We start from the raw sequence: 7182 nt of genomic DNA, 5'->3' as shown, positions 1-7182 counted from the left end.
TCTATAACCATCGAAGACCAAGTTCTGTGTTAAAGAATTTGACTCCGATGGAATTTAATCAACAATATTATCAATCTAGTCAGGTCTATTGACCTTTTTGACTGTCCAAAAAAACCATACCAGTACAAAAGAGCTGCCAGAGAAGCCTGTCTGTGCAACTCCTCTCCTATACGCACATTAAATGAACCTTTAAAAGGTTTATCAGGTTTTTTATGTAACTCTGCACAAGAGGATAAATATTCGTCTACTGACTCCTCAAAGGCCTTTTGTAAATCAGCTACTGTATGTGCCTCGTAGGTAACAACATCACGAATATAGGCTAATTTACCAAACAGCATATCCTGCTCAAAATCAGCTTCTATAGTACCTATATATCCCTTATATTCCATCATCTTCATAAGTAACCCTCCGCAACTAATGCATCTCTGATAGCCCTCAACGCCCCTCCCTTAAGATAACTCTCAGGATGAGGACGACGCAATAAAATCAGATGTTTTGTTCCATGGTGATAAAATCGTACCCGTGAGCCTGACATTTCTTTTTTCTCATAACCCAGCATTACAAGTAAAGAAACAATCTCCCGCCACTCAATCGTCGTCCTTGTTTGTTGAAGCTTCAGCAAAAGTTTTTCTAATTTACTCATAAGCCATCCAGTAACTAATTATAGTTGCAAAAGAATTAAGTTTCAAGGTAAAAACCATTATTCCTTTAACGACTACAAAAAGCCATTCAGATAATTCCTCATGGATAAAAACATTCAATCATTCTTGACAGACAACAAAAAGTCTTTTGCGTTATCTATCCAATCTCGACCTTGTGTTTAAAGAAACTCTTGTGCATTGATAACAATAATCCCTGCCAGCTGATTAATTCAACTGACAGGGATTATGTATGTTGCGATGATTGCAAGGCTAATGAGAAGATAGCTTTTCATTAGTCCTTTCACCTTAATTAACGCGGCAATAAGCTACTTCCCATTAAGAACTCATCCACGGCTCTTGCACATTGACGTCCCTCACGGATTGCCCATACCACAAGTGATTGTCCACGACGCATATCGCCAGCAGCAAATACTTTAGGCACGGAAGTTTGGTAATTATCCGTATTGGCTTTGACATTGCCTCGTGCATCTTTTTCTACCCCTGCCGCCTCAAGTACAGCAGCTACTGGATGAACAAAGCCCATAGCCAAGAAAACCAAATCTGCCTTAATTTCAAACTCAGAGTTTGGTACTTCCTGCATTTTCATTTGACCACTCACTTCATCACGCACCCACTCGACACGAGCAGCAATAATTTTTTGAAGTTTACCTTTTTTACCTTCAAAAGACTTGGTCAAAATAGACCACTCACGCTCGCAACCCTCTTCATGAGATGAAGAAGTACGCAATTTAGCTGGCCAGTATGGCCATGTTAATGCTTTGTTCTCATGCTCTGGTAACTTAGGCATTAATTCGATTTGAATTACAGAAGCAGCACCTTGGCGATTACTTGTACCGACACAGTCTGAGCCTGTATCACCACCACCAATCACAACAACATGCTTATCTTTGGCTGAGATTTTCTCCTTGATGCGATCACCTGCATTCTCACGATTCTGTTGCGTCAAGAATTGCATTGCAAAATACACACCCTCTAAATCACGGCCGGGGATAGGTAAATCTCGTGGGGTCTCTGAACCACCTGCCATTACAATCGCATCAAACTCTTTATCCAGCTCTTCAAAAGTCACAATCGTCAAACCATCTTCAACTTTGTCACCTTTATTGCCTACATAAGTCGATGTACGGAACTCCACACCCTCGGCTTCCATCTGAAGGATACGGCGGTCAATCAGGCTTTTATCCAATTTAAAATCAGGGATACCATAACGCAATAAACCACCGATGCGGTTATTCTTCTCAAATAACACTACGCTATGACCTGCTCTTGCTAATTGTTGAGATGCAGCCAAACCTGATGGGCCAGAACCAATCACTGCTACACGCTTACCTGTGCGTTTGAGAGGCACTTTGGGAACAACCCAACCTTTCTCCCAACCCTTATCAATAATCGCATGCTCAATGGACTTGATTCCTACAGGCATATTATTGATATTCAAGGTACAGGCTGCCTCACAAGGGGCTGGGCAGATACGACCGGTAAACTCTGGGAAATTATTGGTTGAATGTAAAGTATTCAACGCTTTTTCCCATTGTTGCTTGTATACAAGGTCATTCCAATCAGGAATGATATTATTGACTGGACACCCATTATTGCAAAATGGGATACCGCAATCCATGCAACGAGCACCTTGTTGCTGTGCCTGTTTATCATCAAGTGCAAGCACAAACTCTTTGTAGTGTTTTACACGTGCAGCAGGTGCTTCATATGTTTCTGAAACACGTTCAAACTCTAAAAAACCAGTAATTTTTCCCATGATACCTATTCCTTACGCTGCTTGTTTAGCTTGCCACAATTCTATTAATGCACGACGATAGTCATTAGGAATGACCTTCACAAATTGTTTGCGTGCAGTTTCCCAATCCGCAAGCAATGCTGCAGCACGCTCACTACCTGTATGACGATGATGATCTTCTACCAAACGCCGAAGAATCTTTTCGTCGGTTTCACGTTCACCACCACGCTCAACGGAGTGCCATTGTTCAATTTGACCACGTTTAGTTTGAGTAGCATGAGATTCAACTTTCTCAAGTGAAACCATACTAGTATTGCAACGTTGCTCAAAGTCTCCCTCTGGATCCCAAACGTACGCTACACCACCTGACATACCAGCAGCAAAGTTACGACCTGTCTTACCAAGCACAACTACAGTACCGCCAGTCATATACTCACAACCATGGTCACCAGTACCCTCGACCACAGCAGAAGCACCAGAGTTACGTACAGCAAAACGCTCACCAGCCACACCGTTAAAGAAGGCTTCTCCTGATAAAGCACCGTACAACACGGTATTACCCGCAATGATATGGTCTGGACTAAAACCTCGGAAATCGCTAGGTTGACGGATAATAATACGACCACCTGATAAGCCCTTTCCAACGTAGTCATTGCCCTCACCCACAAGCTCAAAAGTAATGCCATGTGCTAAGAAAGCTGCATAACTTTGACCTGCTGTACCATTAAATTGAATATGGATAGTATCATCAGGTAAACCTTCATGACCATATTTACGTGCTACTGCACCTGATAGCATGGCACCCACTGTACGGTTACGGTTACGTACACCTTGAATAAAGGAAACCTTTTCTCCACGTTCAATCGCTGCTTTACTGCGTTCAATGAGATGGTTATCCAAAGCATTAGCAAGACCATGATCTTGATCTTCTGTATGATAACGACCAGTATCGACATCAGGAGAGTAGAATACACGAGAGAAATCAAGACCTTTGGCTTTCCAATGCTCTACACCAGCTCGCATATCTAATAAATCCGTGCGACCGATAAGTTCATCAAACTTACGAATACCGAGTTGTGCCATGATTTCACGCACTTCTTCTGCCACAAAGAAGAAGAAGTTCACCACATATTCAGGTTTGCCTGCAAATTTGGCACGTAAAACAGGGTCTTGTGTAGCAACACCGACTGGGCAAGTATTCAAGTGACACTTACGCATCATGATACAACCCTCAACTACTAGTGGTGCTGTAGCAAAACCAAACTCATCGGCACCAAGCAATGCACCAATGACAACGTCACGACCAGTCTTCATTTGACCATCTGCTTGCAAGCGTACACGGCTACGTAAACGATTGAGTACGAGAGTCTGTTGTGCTTCTGATAAACCTAACTCCCAAGGCGTACCAGCATGTTTGATAGAAGAAATAGGCGAAGCACCTGTCCCTCCATCATGACCTGCAATCACAATATGATCTGACTTCGCTTTAGCCACACCTGCAGCCACAGTACCTACACCAACCTCTGATACAAGCTTCACAGAGATAGAGGCACGTGGATTAACATTCTTCAAGTCATGGATAAGCTGTGCCAAATCCTCAATCGAATAAATATCGTGATGAGGCGGTGGAGAAATAAGACCAACACCTGGTACAGAATAACGCAATTTAGCGATATATTCAGATACTTTATGACCTGGTAATTGACCACCCTCACCTGGTTTAGCACCCTGTGCCATCTTAATTTGGATTTGGTCTGCACTGCTTAGGTATTCTGCACTGACACCAAAACGACCTGATGCCACTTGTTTAATCTTAGAACGAAGTGAGTCACCTTTATCCAAGGCCACATCTGCCATAATACGCTCTGCTCCAAGTACAGAGGCTAATGTATCACCTTTCTTGATACCACTAGATCCGGTACGCATTTCTTCACGGTAGCGCAGCTCATCTTCACCACCCTCACCTGTATTAGATTTACCTCCAATACGGTTCATAGCGACGGCTAGTACGGCATGGGCCTCAGTCGAAATAGAACCGAGTGACATCGCACCAGTGGCAAAACGTTTAACGATTTCTTTGGCGGGCTCTACTTGATCAAGAGGAATTGCCTTGGCTGGATCAATCTTGAACTCAAATAAGCCGCGCAAAGTCATATGACGCTTAGATTGATCATTAATCAACTGTGCATATTCTTTGTAAGTGTTGTAGCTATTAGAACGTGTAGAGTGCTGTAACTTAGCAATCGAATCGGGCGTCCACATGTGCTGCTCACCACGAATACGGAAAGCATAGTCGCCACCAGCATCTAAATTATCTGCCAATACAGGGTCTGCACCAAAGGCTGCTTTATGGGCACGAATAGCTTCTTCTGCCACTTCAAAAATGCCTAGACCCTCAATATTGCTTGGTGTACCGGTGAAGTATTTTTGGATAAGGTCTTTACGCAAACCCACTGCCTCAAAAATTTGAGCACCAGTATATGACATATAGGTCGAAATACCCATCTTCGACATCACTTTATTTAAGCCTTTACCAATTGCCTTAATAAAGTTGTAGGTCGCTTTATTCTTATCCTCTATAGAATCCAAGTTATTGATTGTTTCAAAAACAAGGTATGGATGGATAGCCTCTGCACCATAACCACCTAATAAAGCAAAATGGTGAACTTCACGTGCAGAACCTGTCTCAACCACAAGACCGGTATTGGTCCGTAGACCAGAACGGATTAAGTGCTGGTGAATAGCCGAAGTGGCCAACAAAGCAGGAATAGCCACATGTTGTGCATCAACACGGCGGTCTGTCAAAATCAAAATATTACTACCACTCTTAACCGCATCCACTGCACGGGCACATAAAGAAGCAACACTTGCCTCAATACCCTCTACCCCCCAGGCAACTGGGTAGGTAATATCTAGCTCAAAGCTACGGAATTTATGGTCGGTATAGCGCTCAATCTCACGCAAGCGACGCATACCCTCTACATCAAGAATAGGTTGACTAACTTCGATACGTTGAGGAGGGTTAACGTTATTAATGTCTAAAAGGTTTGGTTTAGGACCGATGAACGATACCAACGACATCACCAACTGCTCACGAATAGGGTCAATCGGTGGGTTAGTTACTTGCGCAAACAGTTGACGGAAGTAGTTGTAGAACGGTTTAGACTTGTTAGATAACACAGCAACAGGTGCATCATTACCCATAGAACCGATAGCTTCTTCTCCTTTTTGGAACATCGGGTCTAGTACAAATTTCAAGTCTTCTTGTGTCCAGCCAAAAGCTTGTTGGCGATCAAGTAAAGAAGCACTCGAGTTAAAGACTGGCAAGGATTTGCTATCAAGTGGAGCATCCAACTCATCTAACTTGACGCGTAAACGTTTGAGCCATTGGCTATAAGGGCGACTATTAGCAAGCTGACTCTTGATTTCCTCATCACCGATAATACGACCTTGCTCAAGGTCGATAAGCAACATCTTACCAGGCTGTAAACGCCATTTTTTGACGATACGGCTTTCAGGAACCGTGAGAGTACCAGCTTCTGAAGCAAGAATCACCATCTCATCATCAGTTACCACGTAGCGCGCAGGACGTAGACCATTACGGTCAAGTGTTGCACCGATTTGACGACCATCGGTAAAACATACGGCAGCAGGACCATCCCACGGTTCTAGCTTGGCCGCGTTATATTCGTAGAATGCTCGACGGTTTTCATCCATAAAGGTGTGTTGCTCCCACGCCTCAGGGATCATCATCATCATGGCATGTGCTAGCGAATAACCAGCATTTACCATCAATTCAAGACAATTATCAAATGTCGCTGTATCTGATTGGCCCTCATACACGATAGGATAAAGTTTAGGCAAATCATCACCAAGTACAGGCGACTCCATCATACCCTCACGAGCACGCAACCAGTTAAAGTTACCCTTAACGGTATTAATCTCACCATTATGTGCAATCATACGGTATGGGTGCGCCAATGGCCATGCAGGGAAAGTATTGGTAGAGAAACGTTGGTGAACTAAAGCCAATGCTGATACCGTACGTGGGTCAGCCAGGTCCTTATAGTAAAGACCCACTTGGTCTGCCAACAATAAACCTTTGTACACTACTGTGCGTACAGAAGCTGATGGCACGTAGTATTCTTTGCTATGCGCTAAATCCATCTTTTGAATGGCATGACTTGCTGCCTTACGGATTACATATAATTTACGCTCCAACGCATCAGGCACCATCACATCTGGACCACGACCAATGAAAAGCTGACGAATCACGGGTTCAACTTCGCGTACCGCTGGCGACATCTCCATCTCGTGATTGACAGGTACATCGCGCCAACCCAGCAGCACTTGACCTTCATCGCGAACAGAACGCTCTAACTCACGCTCACAAGCAAGACGAGAGGCCATCTCTTTAGGCAAGAACACCATGACAACACCATACTCACCCTCTGGAGGAAGTGTCACACCTTGTTTTGCCATCTCTTCGCGATAGAGAGCATCAGGAATCTGAATAAGGATACCTGCACCGTCACCCATTAGCTTATCTGCACCAACAGCTCCGCGGTGGTCAAGATTCTCCAAGATTTTAAGACCTTGTTGGATAATAGTGTGGCTTTTTTTACCTTTAATATTTGCCACAAACCCCACACCACAGGCATCATGCTCCATCTCTTTGTCATAGAGGCCTTGACTCTCTGGTTGGCGGTAAACGGCAGGCTTAGCCTGCGAGGTACAGGTAGGACGATGACCGATGGCAGAAGCATCGATAACGACTTCTTTTGA

At 43.9% G+C, this 7182-nt stretch carries 4 protein-coding genes; all 4 read right to left on the bottom strand.

Annotation, left to right across the window (positions count from 1 at the left end; translation table 11 throughout):
- Positions 1-29: 29 nt before the first annotated feature.
- Positions 30-398, bottom strand: a complete 369-nt coding sequence (locus tag HKX40_RS08370) for a type II toxin-antitoxin system HicB family antitoxin (RefSeq protein WP_171589122.1) — start codon at positions 396-398, stop codon at positions 30-32.
- Positions 395-643, bottom strand: a complete 249-nt coding sequence (locus tag HKX40_RS08365; protein ID WP_171589121.1) for a type II toxin-antitoxin system HicA family toxin — start codon at positions 641-643, stop codon at positions 395-397. Before HKX40_RS08365 ends, HKX40_RS08370 begins: the two co-directional genes overlap by 4 nt.
- Positions 644-951: 308 nt before the next feature.
- The gene (locus tag HKX40_RS08360; RefSeq protein WP_171589120.1) at positions 952-2418 is read right to left on the bottom strand and encodes a glutamate synthase subunit beta; all 1467 of its coding nucleotides are present in this window, start codon (positions 2416-2418) and stop codon (positions 952-954) included.
- A gap of 12 nt (positions 2419-2430) precedes the next feature.
- Positions 2431-7068: a glutamate synthase-related protein gene (locus tag HKX40_RS08355; protein ID WP_216605209.1), complete on the bottom strand. Its 4638-nt coding sequence runs from the start codon at positions 7066-7068 to the stop codon at positions 2431-2433.
- Between the last annotated feature and the right edge of the window lie 114 nt (positions 7069-7182).

The organism is Pelistega europaea (assembly GCF_013133775.1).
GTDB classification, from domain to species: domain Bacteria; phylum Pseudomonadota; class Gammaproteobacteria; order Burkholderiales; family Burkholderiaceae_B; genus Taylorella; species Taylorella europaea.
Note: the sequence above shows the minus strand (reverse complement) of the source record. Positions and strands in the feature narration are given on the sequence as shown.